Consider the following 374-nt stretch of genomic DNA (forward strand, 5'->3'; position numbering starts at 1 on the left):
AGACAGGTGCTTCTTATTTAGAAACTGCAGTTCAATTTAACTTGAACAATCCTTCCTTAATTAAGCGCTGGATGAAAACATTTCGTGAACAAGGAGTAGAAGGCCTGAAACAAAAATCAAAGGGGCGACCTTCTATGTCTAAGAAACCTAATAAACAGAAGAAAAAGGAAGAAAAAAAGTTAACGCGTGAAGAAGAATTAGAACGTGAAAATGAACTACTAAGACTGGAGAATGCGTATCTAAAAAAGTTGAGAGCTTTTCGGGAGGATCCGAATGCGTTTCGCGAAAAGCACAAACAAAGATGGCATTCGAACTTAAAGAAGAAGGATTTCGATTAAAAGATATTCTCTTTGTCGTGGGAATTCCGGAAGCAA

The 374-nt window shown here is 37.4% G+C and carries 1 protein-coding gene; it reads left to right on the forward strand.

What is annotated here, in order from left to right; all coding sequences use genetic code 11:
* Positions 1-338 (forward strand): helix-turn-helix domain-containing protein (locus D5F11_RS08085; protein WP_143253753.1); only part of this gene is annotated, 338 nt, incomplete at its 5' end.
* Positions 339-374 lie beyond the last annotated feature (36 nt).

It is taken from the genome of Siminovitchia terrae (assembly GCF_003605405.2).
In the GTDB taxonomy this organism is placed as follows: Bacteria; Bacillota; Bacilli; order Bacillales; family Bacillaceae_C; genus Siminovitchia; species Siminovitchia terrae.